At 33.0% G+C, this 25008-nt stretch carries 21 protein-coding genes, 2 tRNA genes and 3 rRNA genes; 15 read left to right on the forward strand and 11 right to left on the reverse strand.

The genetic code is table 11. The features are described 5' to 3' along the window. On the forward strand, positions 1-861 hold the full coding sequence (locus BTO04_RS14980) for an EamA family transporter (protein ID WP_087565444.1): 861 nt from the start codon (positions 1-3) through the stop codon (positions 859-861). A 114-nt stretch (positions 862-975) separates the two neighbouring features. Continuing rightward, positions 976-1584, forward strand: a complete 609-nt coding sequence (locus BTO04_RS14985) for a YigZ family protein (RefSeq protein WP_087565262.1) — start codon at positions 976-978, stop codon at positions 1582-1584. On the opposite strand, the gene BTO04_RS14990 is transcribed toward BTO04_RS14985, so the two are convergent. Next, positions 1573-1971: a thioesterase family protein gene (locus tag BTO04_RS14990; RefSeq protein ID WP_087565263.1), complete on the reverse strand. Its 399-nt coding sequence runs from the start codon at positions 1969-1971 to the stop codon at positions 1573-1575. The genes BTO04_RS14985 and BTO04_RS14990 overlap by 12 nt on opposite strands. A gap of 171 nt (positions 1972-2142) precedes the next feature. On the opposite strand from BTO04_RS14990, the gene dnaA reads away from it, so the two are divergent. The 3 genes from dnaA to BTO04_RS15005 are packed head-to-tail and all read left to right on the forward strand — an operon-like array spanning position 2143 to position 4739. Further along, positions 2143-3570, forward strand: a complete 1428-nt coding sequence (dnaA, locus tag BTO04_RS14995) for a chromosomal replication initiator protein DnaA (protein WP_087565264.1) — start codon at positions 2143-2145, stop codon at positions 3568-3570. A gap of 13 nt (positions 3571-3583) precedes the next feature. Next, positions 3584-4033, forward strand: a complete 450-nt coding sequence (locus BTO04_RS15000) for a low molecular weight protein-tyrosine-phosphatase (protein WP_087565265.1) — start codon at positions 3584-3586, stop codon at positions 4031-4033. Position 4034: 1 nt separating this feature from the next. Then, complete coding sequence (locus BTO04_RS15005) at positions 4035-4739, forward strand: SAM-dependent methyltransferase (RefSeq protein WP_087565266.1); 705 nt, start codon at positions 4035-4037, stop codon at positions 4737-4739. Here BTO04_RS15005 and BTO04_RS15580 read toward each other — a convergent pair whose 3' ends face one another. From BTO04_RS15580 to dapF, 6 genes are all read right to left on the reverse strand, one after another. Next, complete coding sequence (locus BTO04_RS15580; protein ID WP_232455989.1) at positions 4740-5261, reverse strand: peptidoglycan-binding protein LysM; 522 nt, start codon at positions 5259-5261, stop codon at positions 4740-4742. It abuts the gene before it with no gap. Between the two features lie 120 nt (positions 5262-5381). Then, a complete protein-coding gene (locus BTO04_RS15015) occupies positions 5382-6278 on the reverse strand; it encodes a DUF2279 domain-containing protein (RefSeq protein WP_087565267.1) in 897 nt (298 codons plus the stop codon). Continuing rightward, the gene (gene mltG, locus BTO04_RS15020; RefSeq protein ID WP_087565268.1) at positions 6278-7306 is read right to left on the reverse strand and encodes an endolytic transglycosylase MltG; all 1029 of its coding nucleotides are present in this window, start codon (positions 7304-7306) and stop codon (positions 6278-6280) included. Before mltG ends, BTO04_RS15015 begins: the two co-directional genes overlap by 1 nt. Positions 7307-7337: 31 nt before the next feature. After that, positions 7338-7859 (reverse strand): GNAT family N-acetyltransferase, encoded by a 522-nt coding sequence (locus tag BTO04_RS15025; RefSeq protein ID WP_087565446.1) that lies wholly within the window; start codon positions 7857-7859, stop codon positions 7338-7340. Positions 7860-7871: 12 nt separating this feature from the next. Beyond that, the gene (locus BTO04_RS15030) at positions 7872-8285 is read right to left on the reverse strand and encodes a GxxExxY protein (protein ID WP_087565269.1); all 414 of its coding nucleotides are present in this window, start codon (positions 8283-8285) and stop codon (positions 7872-7874) included. 73 nt (positions 8286-8358) lie between these two features. Further along, positions 8359-9129, reverse strand: coding sequence for a diaminopimelate epimerase (gene dapF, locus BTO04_RS15035; protein ID WP_087565270.1), 771 nt, complete (start codon positions 9127-9129; stop codon positions 8359-8361). 134 nt (positions 9130-9263) lie between these two features. Here dapF and BTO04_RS15040 point away from each other — a divergent pair, with 134 nt between their 5' ends. Further along, entirely contained in the window at positions 9264-10652 is a 1389-nt protein-coding gene (locus BTO04_RS15040; RefSeq protein ID WP_087565271.1) for a trypsin-like peptidase domain-containing protein, read from the forward strand. Positions 10653-10792: 140 nt separating this feature from the next. Beyond that, positions 10793-12235, forward strand: coding sequence for a glyceraldehyde-3-phosphate dehydrogenase (locus BTO04_RS15045; protein WP_087565272.1), 1443 nt, complete (start codon positions 10793-10795; stop codon positions 12233-12235). A 214-nt stretch (positions 12236-12449) separates the two neighbouring features. On the opposite strand, the gene BTO04_RS15050 is transcribed toward BTO04_RS15045, so the two are convergent. The 4 genes from BTO04_RS15050 to BTO04_RS15065 all read right to left on the reverse strand — a co-directional run bounded on the left by BTO04_RS15050 (position 12450) and on the right by BTO04_RS15065 (position 15272). Next, positions 12450-13112: a hypothetical protein gene (locus BTO04_RS15050; protein WP_087565273.1), complete on the reverse strand. Its 663-nt coding sequence runs from the start codon at positions 13110-13112 to the stop codon at positions 12450-12452. A 102-nt stretch (positions 13113-13214) separates the two neighbouring features. After that, on the reverse strand, positions 13215-13691 hold the full coding sequence (locus tag BTO04_RS15055) for a DsrE/DsrF/DrsH-like family protein (RefSeq protein ID WP_087565274.1): 477 nt from the start codon (positions 13689-13691) through the stop codon (positions 13215-13217). 17 nt (positions 13692-13708) lie between these two features. Further along, positions 13709-14017, reverse strand: coding sequence for a TusE/DsrC/DsvC family sulfur relay protein (locus tag BTO04_RS15060; RefSeq protein ID WP_087565275.1), 309 nt, complete (start codon positions 14015-14017; stop codon positions 13709-13711). Positions 14018-14039: 22 nt separating this feature from the next. Beyond that, on the reverse strand, positions 14040-15272 hold the full coding sequence (locus tag BTO04_RS15065) for an NAD(P)/FAD-dependent oxidoreductase (protein WP_087565276.1): 1233 nt from the start codon (positions 15270-15272) through the stop codon (positions 14040-14042). Positions 15273-15451: 179 nt separating this feature from the next. Between BTO04_RS15065 and BTO04_RS15070 the strand changes: the two genes are divergently transcribed. The 8 genes from BTO04_RS15070 (at position 15452) to rrf (ending at position 24942) form a co-directional block, all read left to right on the forward strand. After that, positions 15452-16012, forward strand: coding sequence for a hypothetical protein (locus BTO04_RS15070; protein WP_087565447.1), 561 nt, complete (start codon positions 15452-15454; stop codon positions 16010-16012). A 23-nt stretch (positions 16013-16035) separates the two neighbouring features. Next, positions 16036-18036: an NAD-dependent DNA ligase LigA gene (gene ligA / locus BTO04_RS15075; protein WP_087565277.1), complete on the forward strand. Its 2001-nt coding sequence runs from the start codon at positions 16036-16038 to the stop codon at positions 18034-18036. A gap of 76 nt (positions 18037-18112) precedes the next feature. Further along, the gene (locus BTO04_RS15080; protein ID WP_087565278.1) at positions 18113-18850 is read left to right on the forward strand and encodes a DUF4294 domain-containing protein; all 738 of its coding nucleotides are present in this window, start codon (positions 18113-18115) and stop codon (positions 18848-18850) included. A gap of 901 nt (positions 18851-19751) precedes the next feature. Beyond that, positions 19752-21269 (forward strand): 16S ribosomal RNA (locus BTO04_RS15085). 78 nt (positions 21270-21347) lie between these two features. Further along, positions 21348-21421, forward strand: a tRNA-Ile gene (locus BTO04_RS15090). A 125-nt stretch (positions 21422-21546) separates the two neighbouring features. Continuing rightward, positions 21547-21620 (forward strand) — tRNA-Ala (locus BTO04_RS15095). Between the two features lie 214 nt (positions 21621-21834). Continuing rightward, a 23S ribosomal RNA gene (locus tag BTO04_RS15100) occupies positions 21835-24721 on the forward strand. Positions 24722-24832: 111 nt separating this feature from the next. Beyond that, positions 24833-24942 (forward strand): 5S ribosomal RNA (gene rrf / locus BTO04_RS15105). Together the 16S, 23S and 5S rRNA genes with 2 tRNA genes alongside form the textbook arrangement of a ribosomal RNA operon. Positions 24943-25008 lie beyond the last annotated feature (66 nt).

Here is a 25008-nt window from a genome sequence, read left to right on the forward strand (position 1 = left end):
TTGATTTATCTACTATTAAGTATCCTTTTTTCTACAGGTTTAATTGTCATTTTTAAATATTTCGGTATTTTTAAAATTGATGTATTAAAAGCTATTTGTGTAAATTACATTGTAGCCTGCTCTATGGGGCTTTTGTTTGCAGAAAGAAAAATACCAATCACAGAAATTTATTTAGAACCTTGGTTTGGGGGTGCATTAATTTTAGGAGCATTATTTGTTTCTATCTTTTTTGTGATGGCAATGACAGCTCAAAATAATGGTGTTTCAGTTACTTCAATTGCTGGTAAAATGTCTGTTGTTGTTCCTATTTTATTCGGAATAATTTTATATAACGAATCAGTAACTTTCTTAAAGGTTTTAGGAATTATGATTGCTTTAATCGCTGTGTATTTATCTTCTGTTAAAGAGGAGAAGTCAGGGAAAAAAGGAACTCTATTATTCCCGATTTTACTGTTTTTAGGTTCCGGAACAATAGATACGCTTTTAAAATATATTCAAGTAAATTATGTTGCAGATGAAGATGTTCCTGTTTTTTCTGCAGGTTTGTTTGGTATAGCAGCTATTTTTGGATTTACAATTTTAGCAATTAAAACAATCAAAAAAAGAGAAGCTTTTGGGCTTAAAAATATTCTTGCAGGAATTATTTTAGGAGTACCTAATTACTTCTCAATTTTCTTTATAATTAAAGCTTTACAGAATAAAAATTTCGAGAGCTCAACATTATTTACCATAAATAATGTGGCAATAGTAATTGTGTCAACGTTGGTTGGCTTGTTATTGTTTAAAGAAAAATTCAGTCTTAAAAATAAAATAGGAGTTGCTTTGGCAATTTTAGGAATTGTATTGGTTACTGTTGCATAAAATTTTTGATTTAGAGCTATTTTTTAGTGTTTTAAAGAAGCTTTTTGTTTTCTTTGCGACTTTTGCGAAAATCATTGCGACTTTGCGTTTAATTTTTTAATCCTTCAAAAAAGTATGAACGACGTATATAAAACGATAGAAAAACCATCAGAAGAAACACTTTTTAAAGAAAAAGGAAGTAAGTTTTTTGGTTATACTTTTCCTGTTTTAACGGAAGGTGAAGTAAAAGAGTGTTTAGAAGAACTAAAGAAAAAACATCATTCTGCGCGTCATTTTTGTTATGCATATCAATTTGGAATTGAGAAAATTAAATTTAGAGCAAATGATGATGGTGAGCCTAATAATTCTGCAGGTTTACCAATTTACGGACAAATACAGTCTTTTGAAGTAACGAACATTTTAATAGTTTCTGTACGTTATTTTGGAGGTACAAAATTAGGTGTTGGCGGTTTGATCTCTGCATATAAAACTTCTGCACAAATAGCTTTAGAGGCGTCAGAAATTTTAGAGAAAACAATTAACATTGAGTACAAACTAACTTTTAATTATGATTTGATGAATGCTGTCATGAGAATCGTAAAAGAGAAAAAGTTAGATATTATAAATCAAAAATTAGAAGAAAATTGCCAGTATATTATTTCAGTAAGAAAAAAAGATGCTGCATCAATTTTTGAAATTTTTGAGAACCTATATAAAGTTGATATTAAAGAATTAGAAACCTAAACTTTCTAATAAATAATCTGGGCATTTTGTTGGTTTCATTGTTTTCGAATTCATAAAAGCTAAAACACTACTTCCTTTACAAATTAATTCATTATTCTGATTTATTATTTCATAATCAAATTCAATTTTAACTAATGGCTTTTTCTTTAAAAAAGTATGTATGGTTAAAACATCATCATACAATGCAGATTTAATGAATTTAAAATTTATAGAAATAACAGGAAGCATTATTCCGCTGATTTCCATATCTTTGTAGGTGACTCCTAAAGAACGAAGCCATTCTGTTCGCCCTAATTCAAAAAATTGAGCGTAATTTCCGTGATAAACTACGCCCATTTGGTCGGTCTCAGAATATCTAATTCTGGTTTTTGTTGATGATTTTTTCAATACTTCTAAACTATTTTGTTTTTTAGCATTTTACGTAAAAAAAAGTTAATAATCAATAGCAAATTGATTTTTTTATACTGAATTTTATTCACACTTTTGTATTCCCCCACAGAAAGGTTGAGAAGCACCTTTTTAAAATAAATATTAACTAAGTAATTCCTATAATTTAGAATGACTATAACTGCTGATTCAGTGTGGATTGAATGTTTATCTTTTATAAAAGATAACATAAAGCCACAAGCATACAAAACCTGGTTTGAACCAATAAAGCCAGTAAAACTTTCAGGAGAAGCGTTGACAATACAAGTACCTAGTAAATTTTTTTACGAATGGTTAGAAGAACATTATATTAAATTATTAAGAGTTGCATTAGTAAGACAATTAGGAAATGATGCCAAATTGATTTACGATGTTAAAATGGAAAATAATTACAGTAGTAATAGACCACAAATTGTAAAAATTCCTAGTTCTAATAGAGATCCATTAAAACCACAAAAAGTTACAATTCCTTTAGAATCTAATAAAAGAGAATTGAGAAATCCTTTTGTAATTCCAGGGTTGCAAAAAGTAAAAATAGAATCACAATTAAATCCTAATTATAATTTCGATAATTTTATTGAAGGAGATTCTAATAGATTAGCCCGTTCTGCAGGTATGGCAGTTGCCAATAAGCCAGGAGGGACCTCTTTTAATCCATTATTAATTTACGGTGGAGTTGGTTTAGGGAAAACGCATTTATCGCATGCAATTGGTGTTAATATTAAAGATAAATATCCAGACAAAACAGTTTTGTATATTTCATCAGAAAAATTTACACAACAATTTATAGATTCTGTAAAATCGAATACAAGAAATGATTTTATTCATTTCTATCAAATGATAGATGTATTAATTATTGATGATGTTCAATTCTTATCAGGAAAAGCAGGAACGCAAGATGTTTTCTTCCATATATTTAATCATTTACATCAAAATGGAAAGCAGGTAATTTTAACTTCAGATAAAGCACCTGTAGATATGCAAGATATTGAGCAACGCTTATTATCTCGTTTTAAATGGGGATTATCTGCAGAATTACAAGCACCAGATTATGAAACTAGAATCTCTATCTTACAAAATAAATTGTATAGAGATGGTGTAGAAATGCCAGAAGAAATTGTAGAATATATTGCAAAAAATATAAAATCTAACGTTAGAGAATTAGAAGGAGTTATTATTTCTATGATTGCTCAGGCTTCTTTTAATAGAAGAGAATTTTCTATAGAATTAGCAAAACAGATTGTAGACAAGTTTGTAAAGAATACAAAGAAAGAAGTTTCTATAGATTATATTCAGAAAGAAGTATCTAAGTATTTTGATATGGATGTTGCTACTTTACAATCTAAAACACGTAAACGTCACATTGTTCAAGCGCGTCAATTAGCTATGTTTTTTGCTAAAAGATTAACGAAGACGTCTTTAGCTAGTATTGGAAATCAAATAGGTCAAAGAGATCATGCAACTGTATTACATGCGTGTAAAACAGTAGATAATTTGACTGAAACTGATAAACAATTTAGAAAATACGTAGACGATCTTACAAAGAAGTTAACGTTCTAAAAGCTTCCTTTACATGATAAAAGTACTAATGGTTTGTTTGGGGAATATTTGTCGCTCTCCATTGGCAGAAGGTATTTTACAATCTAAAGTAGATTCAACTAAAATAGTTGTAGATTCTGCAGGAACAGCAGCTTATCATGTTGGTAATTTACCAGATGAACGCGCTATAGAAGTTGCTAGAAATTACGGCATCAATATTACAGGTCAAAGCGCTAGAAAGTTTACTGTAATTGATTTTGATACCTTTGACTTTATTTATGCGATGGATGATAGTAATTATCAAAATATTTTAAGTTTAGCAAGAAATAGTAGAGATGAGGAGAAGGTTCAATTAATTTTGAAGGTATCAAATTCTACTGAAAAATTGAATGTTCCAGATCCTTATTATGGAGGAAAAGGTGGATTTGAAAATGTTTATAAAATGCTAGATGAAGCTTGTACTATAATATCAAAAAAACTATAAAATGCTTGGTAAACTTTATTTAATTCCTACAACTTTAGGAGATACAGAACCTTTAGAAGTAATGCCTTTATCAGTTAAAAAAGTGGTTGAGCAAATTGATTATTATATTGTTGAGAATGAAAAATCAGCAAGAAGGTTTATCAAAAAAATCTCACCTAAAAAATCGCAACCTTCATTGCAAATAATGTTGTTAGATAAATATGCAGAAGAGTTAGAAACTAGAACATATTTAGATGTTTGTAAGCAAGGAATAAATGTTGGTTTACTTTCTGAAGCTGGTGTACCTGCAATTGCAGATCCTGGAGCAAGTATTGTAAAAATGGCACATCAAAATAATATACAAGTTGTTCCGTTAGTTGGGCCAAGTTCTATTTTAATGGCGATGATGAGTTCTGGAATGAATGGGCAAAACTTTGCTTTTAATGGCTATTTACCAATAGACAAGGCCGAAAGAAAGAAAGCGATTAAAGATTTAGAGAAATTGTCTAAAGACAAAGGTCAATCTCAGATTTTTATAGAAACGCCTTATAGAAATGAAAAGATGTTTGCAGATTTAAAAGCAGCTTTAACGCCAACTACTAGTTTATGTATTGCTTCTGATATTACTTTATCAACAGAATACATTAAAACAATGTTAGTTAGTGAATGGAAACATCAACAACCAGATTTACATAAAAAGCCTGCTATTTTTATTATTCAGAAGTAATTAAATAGTCGCTAATCTATCTGCTATAACATTTGATACATTATAACCCGCAAACTTTTTTAAGTAAGATTGAATACTAGAACCATAAGCATCTGAAAAACGCTTATTTCCATTACTTCGTAAGAATTTTTTTACATTTCCAGCTCCACTTAAATGAGCAGCAGCTAAAATACCAGACTCGGTAATTTTAATTCCGTTGATGGTTTTACCAACTGAACGTTTAATGTCTTTTCTTAAAATCCATTTATTAACAGAACAATAAGCAGCAAATGCTTTTTCTTGTAATTCTGGATTTCTTAAAAATTCTTGTGTATTGTAAATTTTAAACCTCTCTAAGGTTGTTCTTCCAAATTGATATTTACCTAAATATCCTAAAGTATTTACAACAGTATACTTTCCTTGAGATTCTTTAAAAGCAACAGCTTCTTTAAAACCTACAAAGTTTTTTTGTAAATAAGGAATGTTATAATTAATGTATTTTGGAAATGAAACGGTTTTTACATCAACAGAAGTTGCGTTGATAAAAAGTAAAAAGGAGCCAAATAAAAATAAAAACTTTTTGATAAGATATAATATTTATGTTTTGCGGTGCAAATTTACTACTTGTTTTAAATATACCTATTTTCAATATGTTAAAGTTTTCTAAAAATATAAATAATGGAATTTAATTCGTCCTTTTGTGTTAATCTCAAATGTTGGAGCTGGTATTTTTATGAAATTAACAGCAGAAAAGATATATTTTAAGAATTCCGAATTTGTCTTTACTTTTGTCAAATCTAGATCTAAACTCAAATAAAATTGTCTGTAAGGAGCTTGTGGTGCTAGGTTTGATGGTGAGTTTTCTCCATATAACATTCCTTCTGCTCCATAACCAATTGCTAAATTCAGCCATTTTGGAAAGGTACTTTCCTTGTTAAAAGACCAAATATTAGCAGAAAGCCAATAAGTTTGTCCATTATAATCTTTTATAGCTTGTTGTAAAAAGTTTTCTCCAAAAGTAGTAGGTCTTTGTTTTGCAAAACCAGTTTGATGAAAAGAGTATTTTACAGCAATTCTTTGTTCATCCCAAAGCAATTCTTGACCAATTAGTAAACCTGTTCCTGCAGCATTTGCTAAAATGTCACCAGAAGAAGCTCCCCATTCTTCAGAAAAACCATCTAAAATTTCCATAATTGTTAAACCAGCAAAACCAAAAGTTGCCCCGTAAATTAGTTGGTTCTTTTTAGAAACTCCGGCCCAATTTAACAATTCCATTCCTACTTTACCAACATAGTAAGAAGTCATAAAATGACCAACTTTATCCATTTGTTTCCATTGGTTATTATCATTTGTAAAATGAAAACCAGAACGAGGATAATTTTTATACCAAAGTTGATTTATTGCGAGTACTGTTCCTACAGCAAAAATACTTTCAGAAAGTATGATAGCATTTCTTCTATGAACATTTAAAGTATCAGATTTTTTATAAAATGTTGAAGTTTGCGCAAGGTTTGATAAAGAAAAGAAGATGAACAGGAAGTAGAAAAACAATTTTTTCATTACCTATTTACACCTTGTTTATTTAACCAATTATGATATTTTGCTGCATTTCTATTGTGCTGAGAAAGCGAACTAGCAAAAGCGTGATAGCCTAATTTTTCTACATTTGCACACATATAATAATAGTTATGTTGCTGTGCGTTTAATACACCATCTATAGCAGAAATATCTGGCATTGCTATTAAAGTAGGAGGTAAGCCTTTATTTTTATACGTATTGTAAGGCGATTTAATTTCTAAATCTGCAGTTAACACTCTTTTTACCGCGTAACCTTGTCCTTTCTTTTCTTTAATACAATATATAATTGTTGGGTCTGCTTGCAATGGCCAACCATTTTTTAATCTATTTAAATACAAACCTGCAACAATTGGTCTTTCAGATTTTTGTGCAGTTTCTTTCTGAACAATAGAAGCCAACGTAATTACTTCATCTTTAGATAAGTTTAAATCTTTTGCTTTCTGTAATCTACTTTCATTCCAAAAACGATTGTATTCTCTTAAAATTTTATTTCTAAATTTTTCTGGAGAAGTAGTCCAATAAAACTCATAACTATTAGGAATAAAGATTTGTAATACTGATTTTTCTGTCAGGTTATTTTTTGATAAAAAGGCTTTATCTTTAAAGGTATTTAGAAGAGAAATAGAATCAGTTTCTAATTGTGCCGCAATTCTACCCGCTAATTTTTCTAAAGTATCTTGATTGTTAAAAGATAATTTTACAGGAGTTTGATTACCACTTCTTAAAAGGTTTACAAGATCATTATTAGACATTCCTTCTTTTAAGATGTATCGACCAGCTTTTGGGTTCGAAAAATTTTTCTTGGCAGCAACTAAAAGAAAAGTATTAAGGTGTTTAGAGTAATCTGTAATATTATTTTTAATATCTAATAAACTATCTGTAGATTTTACATAAAGTACCGCGTCTTTTGTAATTGTTGTACCAAATACTTTTTGATAGTAGTTGTATGTTATAATTCCACCAATTAAAACAATGGTAGCGATAACTGTGTATATAAATTTTTTACTCAATGTATTTTTATTTTTTTTAAGAATTGCAAAATTAGTCTTTTATCAATTGAAACAAAACTTCATGAATAAATTTTCCTTCGGATAAAATCCAATCCTTTTTAATGCCTACTTCTTTGAAGTTGTGTTTGTTGAAAAGTGACACGCTTTTAATATTGTCTAAAGTAATATTTGCAAATAATTGATGCAAATTTAAATGAGAAAACGAATAATTAATCAAAAGTGATAATGATTCAGAAGCAAAACCGTTTTGTTGAAAGTCTGGATGTATTAGAATGCCAATTCCTGCTCTTTTATGCATAGGATTAAAATCGAACAAATCAATCATTCCTATTTGTTTTTTTGTTGATTTTACTTCAATAATTAAGCGCAGTTGCTTTGCTTCAAAAATATCTAAATGTGCATTTTCTATATATTGTTTCAAAATATATTTAGAAAAAGGAGTTTTAGTATGACTTATTTCCCAAAAAGATTCATTGTTTTCTATTTGATATAGAAAGTCTAAATCTTCGGGTTCTAAAGCGCGTAAGTTTATTTTTTCACCACAGAGGCTCATAGAAATCATAGTTTATTTTGGTAATTCTCTAAAAATATCATTTATAAAAGTCTTCTGTCCATCTTTAAAAATATTCAGGCAATTAAAGTTTACTAAAATTCCTTTTGGTGCTTTCAATAAATGCATATAAGTTATCAATTGTGCCTCAAATATAGGTTGAATTTCTCTTACTGATTTTAATTCTACAACTAAACAATCTTCAATTAGTAAATCAGCTCTTAATTTTGCTTCTATTACTTTTCCTCTATATTTTTTAGGAATCTCTAATTTTGATAAATAAGTTATACCTTCATATTTTAATTCTTCAATTAAACATTGATGATAAACATTTTCTAATAAACTAGTTCCCAATTCTTTATAAACATTTATACAGCACCCTAAAAAAGAATAAGTAATTTCATTTAAATATTGTTTCGTTATTGCCATACTTTTTTCATCCAATATAATGAAAAAAAGATTTTTTTCTAGGTAAACGGTGATTCTATTTGGTCAATACTATTTACACAGTAATATTTCCTTTAAAAACAAATGCTGCGGGTCCTTTTAAAAATACATTTGTATAAACTCCATTTTCTTCAGTGAATGAAACCTCTAAATTTCCACCTTCAACAGGTAATTGTATGATATTGTTTTTTGTTTTTCCTGTTTTATGCATTGCAATGGCAACTGCTGTTGCTCCTGTTCCACAAGCTAAAGTCTCATCTTCAACACCTTTTTCATAAGTTCTAACTCTAAAAGTAGTCGCATCTTTTTGTTCAACAAAATTTACATTACTGCCAGGGTTTTTGTAAGAAGATCTAATTTCCTTTCCTTTTTCAAAAACAGGGAAATTATCTAAATTAGCAACCAGTTCAACATGATGTTGTGTTCCTGTATATGCAAAAACATGGTTTTCATAAACTTCTACTTTATCAACATCTATCATTTTTAAAGAAACAATTCCATTTTCAATTTCAGCCAAATGTGCTCCATCAACAGCAATAAACTTTGTTTCAGAATTAATAATTTCTAAATGTTTTGCAAAAGCCACTGCACATCTTCCTCCGTTGCCACAAAAAGTCTGAGTCCCATCAGCATTAAAGTAAATCATTTTAAAATCGAAATTATCATCATTTTCAATTAAAATAATGCCATCTGCGCCAATTCCAAAATGTCTGTTACATACATGTGAAATAACATTAATGTTCTCCTTTGGAAATTTTTTTGCTCTGTTATCTATCATAACAAAATCATTTCCTGTTCCTTGATATTTGTAAAATTCTATATTCATTGGCACAAATATAATCATTTAGGCACTAAAAATAGGATGTTAAAACACGGTTAAAAAGCGTTAAAAACAAGTTAAACAGATTTCTTGAAATTGTTAAAATTGTATATTTGATTAATACAAAAAAAGATAACAATATGAAGAAATTTTTTAGTTTTTTGGGAATCGCAATTCTAGGAGGAGCACTAACTTTAGGTGGTTATAAAATGTTATTTAATGAGCAAGTAATTATAGAAAGAACTATTGAGCAGCCGATGCAAACTGTTCAAGCAAATTATAAGTCTACTTTAAATACAGCTGTTACAAATGCTATTTCTACAGATTTTACTGTAGCTGCAGAAAAATCTGTTCATGCTGTTGTTCACGTTAAAAATACAGCAATTAAAACACAAGTAAATCCGTTAGATCTGTTCTTTGGAAATAATAATAATGGTAGAGAATACAAGCAAATTGGCACAGGTAGTGGTGTAATTATTTCTTCTGATGGATATATTGTTACAAATAACCATGTTATTGATAGTGCAAGTGACATTGAAATTACTTTAAATAATAAGAAAAAATACAAGGCTGAATTAATTGGTACCGATAAAGAGAATGACATTGCATTATTAAAAATTAATGCAGAGTTGGATTTACCTTATATTCCTTTTGCAAACTCAGACAATATTAAAGTAGGAGAATGGGTGTTAGCAGTTGGTAATCCGTATAATTTAACATCTACCGTTACAGCTGGTATTGTGAGTGCAAAGGGAAGAGATTTAGAAGGTAATTCTGCAATTGATTCTTTTATTCAGACAGATGCAGCTGTAAATCCTGGAAATAGTGGTGGAGCTTTAGTAAATACAAGAGGAGAATTGGTTGGAATTAATACTGCAATTACGTCTAAAACAGGTTCCTTTATTGGGTATTCTTTTGCAGTTCCGTCTAACATTGCTAAAAAAGTTATTGATGATTTATTAGAGTTTGGAGCTGTACAAGAAGCTGTTTTAGGAATTAATATTGATTCTTCTGATGCAGATATAGAAGGTGTTAAAATTGGGGGTTTATCTGAAGGAAGTGGAGCAGAAAAATCTGGATTAAAATCTGGAGATATTATAACGAAAGTGAATAACGTAAAAATCTCTAAATTTTCTGAACTTCGAGGCCAATTAACAGCAAAAAGACCAGGAGAATTTGTAGATATTACGGTTATAAGAGATGGAGAATTTATGACTAAAAAAGTTGAACTAAGTAAAAAAGATACTTTTGTCTCAAGAAGTTTTAATATTATTTTAAAAGACCTTACAAAAAAAGAGCGAAATACTTATAATTTAAAAGGAGGAGCAAAAATTGTAAGAAATGCCAATAAAAGCTTAGATTATTATGGTGTAAAAGAAGGTTATATTATTATTGAAATCAATAAAAAAGTAGTTTCTAATGCCTCAGAAGCCGCAAAAATTTTGGATACTTCTAATACAAATGGAACCCCTGTTTATATTGAGGTAATTAATTTAGAAGGAGAAAGAGAGCGTTATGCTTTTAGATAAAATTACAGATTCGTTTTAAATTTAAAATCCTGATTTATAAGTCAGGATTTTTTTATTTACGAAAACTTTACGAAATCGATTTCGTATTAAGAAAAAATGAAATACTTTTGCGCGAAATTAATTTTTAGTTCAACACAACTATGAAGACATTAGTAAATTATAACAAAGAAGTTTTATTACAAACAGATACAAGAAGGGCTACTGTAGAGTTTATCAATATTGTAAACGATTTATGGTATGATAAATCCATAGAACTTGTCTTGTTTAGAAATCCATTAGTAGATAAAAGAGCTAGTGAGGTTTTAAATTTAATAGAATACGCTAGAGAATTTGTGAGTAAACCAATCTCAATTCATGATGCTTTGGCTATTGCAAAAGCAATTCAGCAATTAGAATTACCATCATCAAAATTAGATATAGGTAAGTTGGCTTATGAATGTCACTTAAACCCTAAAAAATGCGTTGATAAAGTTGCATTTGTAAAAGACAAGTTAAAAGGCGCTACAAAAGCTATAAATATTGAACCAAAAGATGTTGTTTTATATGGTTTTGGGAGAATTGGGCGTTTATTAGCAAGAGAATTAATGTGTAAAATGGGTAAAGGTTCTCAATTACGATTAAGAGCAATTGTAACTCGTGGAGAAATTAATGAAACTGTTTTAGAAAAAAGAGCTTCTTTATTAAGTATCGATTCTGTTCATGGAGATTTTCTAGGAACTGTTCAAGTAGATGCAGAAAATGATGCCTTAATTATAAACGGAACAACAGTTTATATGATTTCTGCTAATCAACCAGAAGATATAGATTATACAAAATACGGAATAAATAACGCTTTAATTATAGATAATACTGGCGCTTTTAGAGATGATGTTGCTTTAAAAAGACATTTAGTTGCAAAAGGCGCAAGTAAAGTTTTATTAACTGCACCAGGAAAAGGAGTTCCAAATATTGTTCATGGCGTAAATCATATACAACACAGTCCAGATAAAGTAGATATTTTTTCAGCAGCTTCTTGTACAACAAATGCAATTACACCTATTTTAAAAGTTTTAGAAGATAATTTCGGAATTAAAAAAGGACATTTAGAAACGATTCATGCATATACAAATGACCAAAATTTGGTAGACAATATGCACAGTAAATACAGAAGAGGAAGAGCTGCAGCTTTAAATATGGTAATTACAGAAACTGGCGCAGGAAAGGCAGTTGCAAAAGCATTGCCATCATTAGAAGGTAAATTAACTTCAAATGCAATTAGAGTTCCTGTTCCTAATGGTTCTTTAGCAATTTTAAGTTTACAATTAAGAAGACCCGTAACTACAGATGTTGTAAATGCAATTATAAAAAAATACGCGTTAGAAGGAGATTTAGTAGAGCAAATTAAATATTCTTTAGATAATGAGTTGGTTTCTTCAGATATTATTGGCTCAACTGCGCCTTCAATTTTTGATAGTAAAGCAACAATTACAGATGGAGATTCAGTAGTGATTTATATCTGGTATGATAATGAATACGGCTATTCGCACCAAGTAATGCGTTTGGCAAAACACATAGCAAAAGTTAGAAGATTTACATATTATTAGAGTCCCCCACAGTGCAAATTCATTCAATAAAAATTGAATGTAGAAACCCGAAACAAATTTGTTTCGGGTTTTATTTTTGAAGCTATTTCCTGCTTTTCGCACTCGCTTTTTTGTTCTGCTGAATTTGGTTCAGCATCTCAAAAAGAGCTCAAACAAATGCTTCAATCAGGGCTAAGCTAGTTTGCCAATTTATAGAGAACATCAAGCTTTAATCTTATTCTTCTTCAAAAAATGCTATTTCTGCTTCAAATTCATCTGATAAAAACTCATCTTTACTCATCCAATATTCTGAAGTTATCATGCTGTAATTAGCCTCTTTTTGCTGTAAATCCCAAATTATGTCATTTGCTTCGTTAAATTCTTCTTCTGCATTTAATTGATTTCCAAACAAACGAATAGCAATATTATGACTGTCTAAATTTTTTGTTAAACATTTTAATGCAATTTCTTTAGTAATTTTTTTATCAGCATTTCCTAAAGCCGTAATTTCAAAATCTACCACCGTGGCTTTTGTATTAGGAAATTTACCATTATATGCCTTATATAATAACTGATTTACATTAAAAAGCGTTTTGTGCAAATGAATTTCCGGATATTCTTCAGAAATCTTATCCACCAACATTTCATAAGAAAGAGAATCAATCTGACCTTCATTTAAGTCCTCAGATAATTTATAATCTAAAACGATACTTGCAGCTTCATTCGTTTCAAAATCTGCAATTGCCATGAACAACAATTCTCGTAATTCATTACCATCTGTGCTTTCATCATTCGGGAAATAAAATCTTTTTAAAAGTTCTTTATAATCTTCAATATTCCAGGCGTCAGAAAGTTCATCAACTGTAGAAATTTTATGTATTTTTATTGCGTATTTCATCTTTAAAAAATGATTTTTTGTGAAATATTAATATACGTTTTCACAATAACTAATACAAGTAATACACGGTTTTTCTATTTATTTTGATGTTCGTCTTAAATTTTAGATAAAAAGTAAATGAGTATTATCTTCATCTGCTCTATTGTAAAAATCTCCAATTGTTAAAATTCCATCTAAATCATCAATCAAGTCTTTTTCTTCTAAATGAAACATTTCAACAGCTAATTTACAAGCCCAAAGTTTACATCCAGAATCTGATAAAATTTCTAAGAACTCACCAATAGGAGGCATGTCTAATTTCTCCATTTCTTTTTTCATCATTTTTGTAGCAAAAGCTTCCATTCCTGGTAAACCTCCTAACATTGTTGGTATGTGCATTGCAGGGTTACCAACAGTTGCTACATGTAAATGTTCTAATTTTTTCTTCTGAATTGCTTCTAATCCAAAGAAAGTAAAAAATATTTCTGACTCAATACCTTCCATTCTTGCTCCATTTGCCATAATAAAAGCAGCATACACATTTTCTATCGTTGCTTTAGATAAAATGAAAAGCATTTTTCTAACTTTTGTTTTTCCCATGATACTATTTTTTTAGATTAAATACAGCTTTTTGGTTTTGGTACACCAGCTATTTTTGTTGATAATTTTAAAGGTCCTCCAGGGAAAAGAGCATAAAACTCTTTGATATCAAGTACGCCACTTTTTTTAATTCCTCTAACAGATAATGCTTTTCCTGCTTTTACTTGTTCTTGAATCCAACTAATAACTTCCCAATGACGGCTTGTCATTTCAATACCTTCTTTTTTAGCTAATTCTGACCCAATTCCTTTATTCCATTGTGAAAAATCACTTAAATATCCGTCATCAGATACAATGATCTTAATTCCTGCTAATACTTGTTCCATAATATTATTAATTTAGTAGTGTTTAATTTATCTTTTTTCCTTTTGTACTCATATTTCTACTTACCAGTGGTATTGGAATTCCTTTTAAAAGCATATTCCAATAAATCCACCTAAAAGCTAATTTCCCCCAATGATTAAGTATACTTTCTTTTAAAAGTTTTAGAGGGCCAATACCGGCAATAGGAAATGTTCCTTCTAAAGGTTCGAACTCATAATTGAAATCAATTAAAAGCGCTTTGTTATTCCCAGTTTCTATAAAACAGTTGGCATGACCATCAAATTCTTCTTTTAAAGGTTTACCATCTATATATAATAAAATGTTGTCTGTTAAAGTTTCTGATGCAAAATGAGCAACAGAACCTGCTTTAGATGCTGGTACGTTAGTGGCATCACCAATTACAAATACATTTTCATGTTCTAAAGATTGAAGCGTATTATGGTGTGTTGGTACAAAATTTAAATCGTCTCCCATACCAGAACGTTCAATTACTTCATCTCCCATATTTGTTGGTACAGTAACTAATAAATCAAAGTCAACAGCTTTGTCTCCGTAATCAATAATTTGGTTTTTATCATTATCAACTTTTTCAATATTAAAATCAGTGATAACTTTAATGTTTTTTTCTTTCATTAAATGACCTAGTGCAGCGGTAGCTTTTGGTTTTGTGAATGCTCCTCCAAGTGGGGTAACATAGGTTAAGTCAACTTTATCTCTCATTCCTTTTTTAGTAAAATAAGAATCCGCTAAAAAAACAAACTCTAAGGGAGCTACGGGACATTTAATTGGCATTTCTGTAAAATGCACAATCATTTTACCACCTTTCCAATCTCTTAATTTATTTCTTAAAGCCAAAGCCCCTTTATATGTGTAAAAATCAAATACATTTTTATGCCAATTTTTACCTTTCATTCCTTCCGTTTCCTGAGGAGCAATTTTACAACCTGTAGCTACAATTAAAATATCATATTGCAAGGTTTCATCTTCTAGCTCTACTTTGTTTTCATTTGGAAAAATTTGTTCAATTTTTTTCTGAATATAATGTACCCCTTTAGGAATGAATTTTTTACCAACCTTTTTTACTTGCTCTTCATTATAAATATCAAATGGTAGAAATAAAAAACCTGGTTGATAATAATGTGTTTTGTATTGGTCAATAATAGTAATCTTCCAAGTATCTTTTTTAAGTTTAGATACTAAATGATTTGCCATCATTGTTCCAGCTGTTCCAGCTCCTAAAATGACTAAGTTTTTCATAATTATAATATTTATGATGCAAATTTAGCCTAGAATACAATTCTTAATTATGATAAATATCATGAAAATTATATATGTAACTTATGTTACACAAGGCTTCTGCTTATCTTATACACTACATTTTATATTGATATTTGTTTTTAATGTTTTATTTTTGGGCTTATTCAGATTTTATCAAAATGAAAAATAGTTTAGTTTTTATATTTACTTTATTTACATCTATAATGACATCCCAAGAAAGCTTACCCTATTATGAAATTTCCGAAGTTCCAAAAGAGTTTACACCAGGAACAACAGCAAGTAGAATGATAGATGGTTTAGGTTTCAGATATTATTGGGCAACAGAGGGTTTAACAGAAAAAGATTTGTCTTTTAAGCCAAATGATGAAGCAAGAACTACAGAAGAAACTATAGATCATATTTTAGGCTTATCACAAGTAATCTTAAATGCTACATTAAAAAAAGTAAATGGTGATAAACAGCCAAAAATGACTTTTGCAGAAAAAAGAAAAAAAACATTAGAGAATTTACAACAAGCAAGTAAGATTTTAAAAGAAAGTAAAGATATTTCTCAGTATAAAATGGTTTTTGGGGATACTGAGCTTCCTTTTTGGAATGTAATAAATGGTCCTATTGCAGATGCAATTTGGCATGTTGGTCAAGTAGTTTCCTTTAGACGTTCTTCTGGAAATCCATTTCCAAAAGGAGTAAGTGTATTAAAAGGTACAAAAACTAAATAAGTAAACATATATTTTAAGAGTTAATGACAATCCATCAAAAAATACAAGCGCTTCGAGAAGAATTGCGTCAGCATAATCATAATTACTATGTGTTAGATAATGCAACAATTTCTGATTTTGACTTTGATATAATACTAAAAGAATTAGAAAAATTAGAGGAAGAAAATCCTGAATTTTTCGATTCAAATTCGCCAACTCAAAGAGTAGGAGGAGAAATTACCAAGAATTTTAAAACGGTTACTCATAAAAATAGAATGTATTCTTTAAGTAATTCATATTCTAAAGAAGATTTGTTAGATTGGGAAAAACGTATTCAAAAAATGTTAGGAACAGAAGATGTAGCATATACTTGCGAACTAAAATTTGATGGAGCTTCTATAAATCTTACGTATGAAAATAATCAATTTGTAAAAGCAGTAACTAGAGGAGATGGTTTTCAAGGCGATGATGTAACTGCAAACATTAAAACAATTCGTTCAATACCTTTAACGCTTAGTGGAGAATTCATTGCCGATTTTGAAATTCGTGGAGAAATTATTTTGCCTCTAGAAGGGTTTAATAAAATGAACGAAGAACGTATTGATATTGGTGAAGAACCTTATAAAAACCCAAGAAATACAGCCAGTGGAAGTTTAAAGTTACAAGACAGTTCAGAAGTTGCAAAACGTCCTTTAGATTGTTTATTATATCACTTGGTTACAGATAGTAGAAAATATAAAACACATTTTGAGAGTTTAGAAAATGCTAGAAAAGTTGGATTTAAAGTGCCAGAAACGCTTCAAATTACAAAAACAATTGATGATGTTTTTGAGTTTATAACTTCTTGGGATAAAAAACGTCATCATTTACCTTATGAAACAGATGGTGTTGTAGTAAAAGTGAATAATTTGCAACAACAAGAAGAGCTGGGGTATACAGCTAAATCTCCTCGTTGGGCAATTGCATATAAATTTAAAGCTGAGCAAGTTTCAACAATTTTACATGAAATTACATATCAAGTTGGTAGAACTGGCGCAATTACTCCAGTTGCAAATCTAGAACCCGTTCAATTAGCAGGAACTATTGTAAAACGAGCTTCTTTGCATAATGCAGATCAAATAGAAAAATTAGATATTAGAGTAAGAGATACCGTTTTTGTTGAAAAAGGAGGAGAGATTATTCCAAAAATTATTGCAGTAGATTTTACAAAACGTCCAGTAGGTTCAGAACCAACAAAATATGCAACGCATTGCCCAGAATGTAATTCAGAACTGATACGAACAGAAGGAGATGCAAAACATTACTGTCCAAATGAGTTTGGATGCGCGCCACAAATTACAGGTAGAATTCAACATTTCATCAGTAGAAAAGCAATGGACATTGATGGTTTGGGTGGTGAAACTGTAGATTTACTTCGTAAAGAAGGTTTAATAGAAAATTATGCAGATTTATATGATTTAAAAGTTGATCAAGTAATTCCGTTAGAAAGAATGGCTGAAAAATCAGCAGAAAATATGATTATTGGAATTGAAAAATCAAAAGAAATTCCGTTTGAAAAAGTCTTATTTGCATTAGGAATTCGTTTTGTTGGAGAAACTGTAGCTAAAAAATTAGCAAAACACTTTAAATCAATAGATAGTTTAATGACTGCAACTTTTGATGAATTAATAAATGTTGATGAAATTGGAGAAAGAATAGCACAAAGTATCATTGATTTCTCACATAACTTAGGAAACATACAGTTAATAACCCGATTAAAATCTTACGGAGTTCAATTAGAAGTTTCTGCAGAAAGTTTAGAAAATCAAACGAACAAATTAGAAGGACAAATATTTGTGGTTTCAGGTGTTTTTCATCAAATGAGTAGAAATGAACTCAAAAAAGCAATAGAAGATAATGGGGGGAAAGTAAGTTCATCCATTTCTAAAAAGACAAATTTTATTGTTGCAGGAGATAATATGGGACCAAGTAAGTTGTCAAAAGCAGAAGATTTAGGGATTTCAATTATTTCTGAGCAAGATTTTATAGATAAGATTTCAAATTAATAAAAGTTTGGTCTCTTTTTTGCAGCTCAAAAAAATGATGTAGTCTGTATTTCTATGTGGTAAAATATTAAATAACTTGAAAAAATTACTTTACATATATATAATAGTAAGCTCTTTTGCTCTTTTTTCGCAAAAAAGAGAAGTAGATTCTTTGCCAAAATCTATAGAAGAATACGTTTTTGTTAAACCAGGAGATACATTACTAGTAGAATTAAATGAGTTTTCTATTTTACCAAAACATAAATTTAAATCTCAGATAGACATTCGTTATTATTATTGGTTTCGTAGAAAAGTATATAAGGTTTATCCATTTGCAAAATTAGCATCACAAAGATTAGATTCTTTAAATGCTAGGCTAGATAGAATAAAGTCTAAACGTAAACGAAAAAAATATACACGTCAAATTCAGAAGTATATAGAAGTAGAGTTTACAGGTCAAATTAAAAAGCTGACAAACACAGAAGGAAGAATTTTAATTAAGTTAATTCACCGTCAAACGGGCAAAACGGCTTTTAATAATATACGGGGCTTACGAAGTGGCTGGAAAGCGTTTTGGTACAATACGACTGCGAATGTTTTTAAACTTTCATTAAAGGAGGAGTATCATCCGGATTCAAATAACGAAGATTTTTTAATTGAGGATGTTTTGCAACGTGCTTTTCAGTTAGATAAGTTGGTCTTTCAGAAATCCAAGTTGCCTGAAGACTTTAAGAAGCTCATTTCAGGTCAGCGCGTTTATATCGATGTGGAAGAGTATAAGAAGATGTTCGCAAAGATTAAAAAGAAGCAATCCCGTAAAAAGAAGAAACAATAGTATTCTTTTTTTTCTTTTGATCAGGTAATAAATATAAGGATAGAAAAAAATGCAACTTTTTTCATTGATTTTGTGGTTTATTTCATCTAACCGGTAAAGAATATGAATGTTTATTCGAGCAATTTCACTCCTTAACACGGATTTTAATATTAGAAGAGTTACTATTTTGTCATTTTCTATAGCTGCTTTTAAAGAGCATTAGTCTCTTATTTGGGTTATGTTCAAACTATAAACAAAAACGGCATTTTTATTTATAGTTATAACGGACGTATTTAGAGTGTGTTAAAAGAGGTGTTAAAAGTATTTCAGAAATAAGTTTAGAAAAGAGTTGTGGGATTAAAAAGGTGGAGTATATTTGCACCCGCTAACAGGATATGTAGTTAGTAAAGTTCATTGAGGTGTTGGTTTTTTTAGTGTTATCAATTCGTAAAGAGAGGCTTATTATTTAGAGAAAGTTATTTAATTTTTCTTCAAAAATAACTTCATTTTTATTAGGTTGATGAATTAAACAAGTGGTATCTTTGCAGTCCGAAAATTCGGCAAGAAAAGTTCATTGTTTGGTAGGTTTAAAATAAATAAAAAAAATAATTTCTTTTTTTATTGTGAGATTAGAAATAGTTTATATATTTGCAGCCGCTAAGAAATACAGCAAAAAAGTTCAGAGAGATTTTGGAATGATTCATAACAAATTAAAGCGATTTAATTTTAAGGAGTCAGATAGTTCAATTCTATCATTTCTACAAGTTAAGATTTACAACGATTGTTTTAAAAGCATTAGTTTATTATCTTAAAAGTTCATTGAAAATATTGAAATTGACAGCGTAAACAAAGAGTAGAATAACCATAACTTTTAATTAAGTTAAATTCTTTTGAAACTTATTCATTCATATTATAAAAATATACAATGAAGAGTTTGATCCTGGCTCAGGATGAACGCTAGCGGCAGGCTTAACACATGCAAGTCGAGGGGTAACAGGGAGCTTGCTCCGCTGACGACCGGCGCACGGGTGCGTAACGCGTATAGAACCTACCTTTTACAGAGGGATAGCCTTTAGAAATGAAGATTAATACCTTATAGTATTGAGACTTGGCATCAAGTTTTAATTAAAGATTTATCGGTAAAAGATGGCTATGCGTCCTATTAGCTGGATGGTAAGGTAACGGCTTACCATGGCAACGATAGGTAGGGGTCCTGAGAGGGAGATCCCCCACACTGGTACTGAGACACGGACCAGACTCCTACGGGAGGCAGCAGTGAGGAATATTGGGCAATGGAGGCAACTCTGACCCAGCCATGCCGCGTGCAGGAAGACGGCCCTATGGGTTGTAAACTGCTTTTATACAGGAAGAAACACTGGTATGTATACCAGCTTGACGGTACTGTAAGAATAAGGACCGGCTAACTCCGTGCCAGCAGCCGCGGTAATACGGAGGGTCCGAGCGTTATCCGGAATCATTGGGTTTAAAGGGTCCGCAGGCGGTCAATTAAGTCAGAGGTGAAATCCCATAGCTCAACTATGGAACTGCCTTTGATACTGGTTGACTTGAGTCATATGGAAGTAGATAGAATGTGTAGTGTAGCGGTGAAATGCATAGATATTACACAGAATACCGATTGCGAAGGCAGTCTACTACGTATGTACTGACGCTCATGGACGAAAGCGTGGGGAGCGAACAGGATTAGATACCCTGGTAGTCCACGCCGTAAACGATGGATACTAGTTGTTGGGCATTAGCTCAGTGACTAAGCGAAAGTGATAAGTATCCCACCTGGGGAGTACGGTCGCAAGACTGAAACTCAAAGGAATTGACGGGGGCCCGCACAAGCGGTGGAGCATGTGGTTTAATTCGATGATACGCGAGGAACCTTACCAGGGCTTAAATGTAGTCTGACAGCTTTAGAGATAGAGTTTTCTTCGGACAGATTACAAGGTGCTGCATGGTTGTCGTCAGCTCGTGCCGTGAGGTGTCAGGTTAAGTCCTATAACGAGCGCAACCCCTGTCGTTAGTTGCCAGCATGTAAAGATGGGGACTCTAACGAGACTGCCTACGCAAGTAGAGAGGAAGGTGGGGATGACGTCAAATCATCACGGCCCTTACGTCCTGGGCCACACACGTGCTACAATGGTATGGACAATGAGCAGCCATCTGGCAACAGAGAGCAAATCTATAAACCATATCACAGTTCGGATCGGAGTCTGCAACTCGACTCCGTGAAGCTGGAATCGCTAGTAATCGGATATCAGCCATGATCCGGTGAATACGTTCCCGGGCCTTGTACACACCGCCCGTCAAGCCATGGAAGCTGGGAGTGCCTGAAGTCGGTCACCGCAAGGAGCCGCCTAGGGTAAAACTGGTAACTAGGGCTAAGTCGTAACAAGGTAGCCGTACCGGAAGGTGCGGCTGGAACACCTCCTTTCTAGAGAAAGATGGTGAGTTACAAAAGGAAGTTTTACTCTTTGCTGTTAATTTTAAAAAACAAGTATTAAGCTATTATAGTCTCGTAGCTCAGCTGGTTAGAGCGCTACACTGATAATGTAGAGGTCGGCAGTTCGAGTCTGCCCGGGACTACAAATAACTTAATATTAAGGAAATTCTAGAAGTTGAGGAATTTAGTTGTAAGTGTTTAGTGTTTAATTTTGAATTAAATTATACACCCACTAATAACTAACAACTAATCACTCATAACTAAAAATGGGGGATTAGCTCAGTTGGCTAGAGCGCTTGCCTTGCACGCAAGAGGTCATCGGTTCGACTCCGATATTCTCCACAATTCAATTATGAATTGAGAATTACAAATTATGAATTATTTAATTCATAATTAATAATTAGTCATTCGTAATTAATAAAGTTCATTGACATATTGGTAAAATGATATCGTAAGAATCAAATAGATAGAGAACATTTAGAATAGCAATATTCTAGGTAAATTTATATAAAAATATAAAGAGCTCGTTGTAGTAGAAATACTACAGCAAAAAGTACAATAAGTTAAGTAAGGGCGTATGGCGGATGCCTAGGCTCTCAGAGACGACGAAGGACGTGATAAGCTGCGAAAAGCTACGGTGAGGGGCACATACCTTTTGACCCGTAGATATCCGAATGGGGCAACCCGGCATGTTGAAGACATGTCACCTAGCAATAGGGGTAAACCCGGTGAACTGAAACATCTAAGTAACCGGAGGAAGAGAAAACAATAGTGATTCCGTTAGTAGTGGCGAGCGAACGCGGATTAGCCCAAACCAATATTGTTACGGCAATATTGGGGTTGTAGGACCACGATATTCGATGCTGCGTAAATTAGAACTGTTTGGAAAGACAGACCAAAGAGGGTGATAGTCCCGTAAAAGTAAGCAAAGTTATTGATAGTGGTATCCTGAGTAGTGCGGGACACGAGTAATCCTGTATGAATCCACCGGGACCATCCGGTAAGGCTAAATACTCCTGAGAGACCGATAGTGAACTAGTACCGTGAGGGAAAGGTGAAAAGAACCCTAAGTAAGGGAGTGAAAGAGATCCTGAAACCGTACGCCTACAAGCGGTCGGAGCAACTACGTGTTGTGACGGCGTGCCTTTTGCATAATGAGCCTACGAGTTACTGTTTCTAGCAAGGTTAATTGATTAAGTCAAGGAGCCGTAGCGAAAGCGAGTCTGAATAGGGCGCTTTAGTTAGTAGTAGTAGACGCGAAACCGAGTGATCTACCCATGGGCAGGTTGAAGCTGTAGTAACATACAGTGGAGGACCGAACCAGTTGACGTTGAAAAGTCTTTGGATGACCTGTGGGTAGGGGTGAAAGGCCAATCAAACTCGGAAATAGCTCGTACTCCCCGAAATGCATTTAGGTGCAGCGTTGAGCGAAAGTTTTATAGAGGTAGAGCTACTGATTGGATGCGGGGGCTTCACCGCCTACCAATTCCTGACAAACTCCGAATGCTATAAAATGTTACTCAGCAGTGAGGGCATGGGTGCTAAGGTCCATGTCCGAGAGGGAAAGAACCCAGACCATCAGCTAAGGTCCCCAAATATATGTTAAGTTGAACTAACGAAGTGAAATTGCTTAGACAGCTAGGATGTTGGCTTGGAAGCAGCCATTCATTTAAAGAGTGCGTAACAGCTCACTAGTCGAGCGATTTTGCATGGATAATAATCGGGCATAAACATATTACCGAAGCTATGGATTTACGTTGAAAGACACGTAAGTGGTAGGGGAGCATTGTAACCTGCGTAGAAGGTGTGCTGTAAGGCATGCTGGAGTGGTTACAAAAGAAAATGTAGGCATAAGTAACGATAATGCGGGCGAGAAACCCGCACACCGAAAGACTAAGGTTTCCTCAGCGATGCTAATCAGCTGAGGGTTAGTCGGGTCCTAAGGCGAATCCGAAGGGAGTAGTCGATGGATAACAGGTTAATATTCCTGTACTTCTTATAATTGCGATGGGGTGACGGAGTAATGAAAGCACCGCGAACTGACGGAATAGTTCGTTGAAACATGTAGGTATTGGAACTGTAGGTAAATCCGCAGATCTAGCTGAAGTGTGATAGTACCAAGAGTCTTCGGATAATTGGATAGTGTGCCTAAGGGCTTCCAAGAAAAACCTCTAAGCTTCAGATTATAAGAACCCGTACCGTAAACCGACACAGGTAGTTGGGATGAGAATTCTAAGGTGCTCGAGAGATTCATGGCTAAGGAACTAGGCAAAATAGACCCGTAACTTCGGGAGAAGGGTCGCCCTGCTTTACAGCAGGGCCGCAGTGAAAAGGTCCAGGCGACTGTTTATCAAAAACACAGGGCTTTGCTAAATTGAAAGATGATGTATAAGGCCTGACACCTGCCCGGTGCTGGAAGGTTAAGTGGAGTTGTTAGCTTCGGCGAAGCAGTGAAATGAAGCCCCAGTAAACGGCGGCCGTAACTATAACGGTCCTAAGGTAGCGAAATTCCTTGTCGGGTAAGTTCCGACCTGCACGAATGGTGCAACGATCTGGACACTGTCTCAGCCATGAGCTCGGTGAAATTGTAGTATCGGTGAAGATGCCGATTACCCGCAGCGGGACGAAAAGACCCCGTGAACCTTTACTATAGCTTAGTATTGGCTTTGGATAAGTAATGTGTAGGATAGGTGGGAGACATCGAAGCAGCGTCGCTAGGCGTTGTGGAGTCACCCTTGAAATACCACCCTTTGCTTATCTAGAGTCTAACTCAGAGATGAGGACAGTGCTTGGTGGGTAGTTTGACTGGGGTGGTCGCCTCCAAAAGAGTAACGGAGGCTTCTAAAGGTACCCTCAGCACGCTTGGTAACCGTGCGTAGAGTGCAATGGCATAAGGGTGCTTGACTGAGAGACATACAGGTCGATCAGGTTGGAAACAAGAGCATAGTGATCCGGTGGTTCCGCATGGAAGGGCCATCGCTCAAAGGATAAAAGGTACTCCGGGGATAACAGGCTGATCTCCCCCAAGAGCTCATATCGACGGGGGGGTTTGGCACCTCGATGTCGGCTCGTCACATCCTGGGGCTGGAGAAGGTCCCAAGGGTTGGGCTGTTCGCCCATTAAAGTGGCACGCGAGCTGGGTTCAGAACGTCGTGAGACAGTTCGGTCTCTATCTGCTGTGGGCGTTAGAAATTTGAGTGGATCTGACTCTAGTACGAGAGGACCGAGTTGGACTGACCTCTAGTGTATCTGTTGTCACGCCAGTGGCATGGCAGAGTAGCTACGTCGGGAAGGGATAAGCGCTGAAAGCATATAAGCGCGAAACCCACCACAAGATGAGATTTCTTTAAAGGGTCGTGGGAGATTACCACGTTGATAGGCTATAGGTGTAAAGGCAGTAATGTCATAGCCAAGTAGTACTAATAACCCATAGACTTATGTACGCTTCTCACCGTCGAAAGGCGGTGAGAGACACTCTTTTTTTTGTTTGAAACTTACAATATTATTTTACCATATGTCAACTTATACAGTTAAAGTAATTTAACTGATAATCTTAGGGTGGTTATAGCATTGGGGCTCACCTCTTCCCATCTCGAACAGAGAAGTTAAGCCCAATAGCGCCGATGGTACTGCATTTATGTGGGAGAGTAGGTCGCCGCCTTTCTTATTCTTCTAACGAAGAATCTTTAAAACCTCAATTCTTATGAATTGAGGTTTTTTTATGCCCAAA

Source organism: Polaribacter sp. SA4-10 (assembly GCF_002163835.1).
GTDB lineage: Bacteria > Bacteroidota > Bacteroidia > Flavobacteriales > Flavobacteriaceae > Polaribacter.